Origin of the sequence: Pseudomonas sp. LJDD11, assembly GCF_024584215.1 — a bacterium.
GTDB lineage: Bacteria > Pseudomonadota > Gammaproteobacteria > Pseudomonadales > Pseudomonadaceae > Aquipseudomonas.
This window is the reverse complement of record NZ_JANJFL010000157.1, coordinates 1-515: the sequence shown is the minus strand read 5'-3', so window position 1 is coordinate 515 and position 515 is coordinate 1. Positions and strand designations below refer to the sequence as shown.

1 pseudogene is annotated in these 515 nt (G+C 58.6%); it reads left to right on the top strand.

The annotated features are described in order from the left end of the window. Positions 1-515: pseudogene (locus NRB16_RS29325) on the top strand (helix-turn-helix-type transcriptional regulator); the annotation flags it as partial.

The window sequence follows — 515 nt, the reverse complement described above, 5'->3', positions numbered from 1 at the left end:
CGCTGTATCCACCCCGGACTTTGTGTGAGCAATTGTTGCTGCCGCTGCTGGCCGAGCTGGAAAAGCGCTGGCAGGGCAAGTTCGGCGCGCAGATGGAGCGGGCGTTCTTTTATTCGTGGCTGCGCAGCAAGCTCGGCGCACGCATCTACCACAACAACCGGCAACTCAATGGCAAGCCGTTACTGCTGGTGAACCAGTCCGACCTGCCGCTGGAGCCGCATTTGTGGCTCGTGGCCTGGCTGGTCAGCAGCGCCGACTGCCCGGTGGAAGTCTTCGACTGGCCGCTGCCCCCAGGCGAACTGGCGCTGGCCACCGAATACCTGCAACCACGCGGCGTGCTGCTTTATTCCAGTAAATCGCTGAATCCTGCTCAATTGCCAAGGTTATTGAGCAACATTTCCTGCCCGATCGTTCTCAGCGGATCAACGGTACAGATCCACTATGCCGATTTGCTCGTATGTGCGAACGAGATTGCAGGATTGACCCTTGCTCAAGATCCGCTCAGTGCACAGATC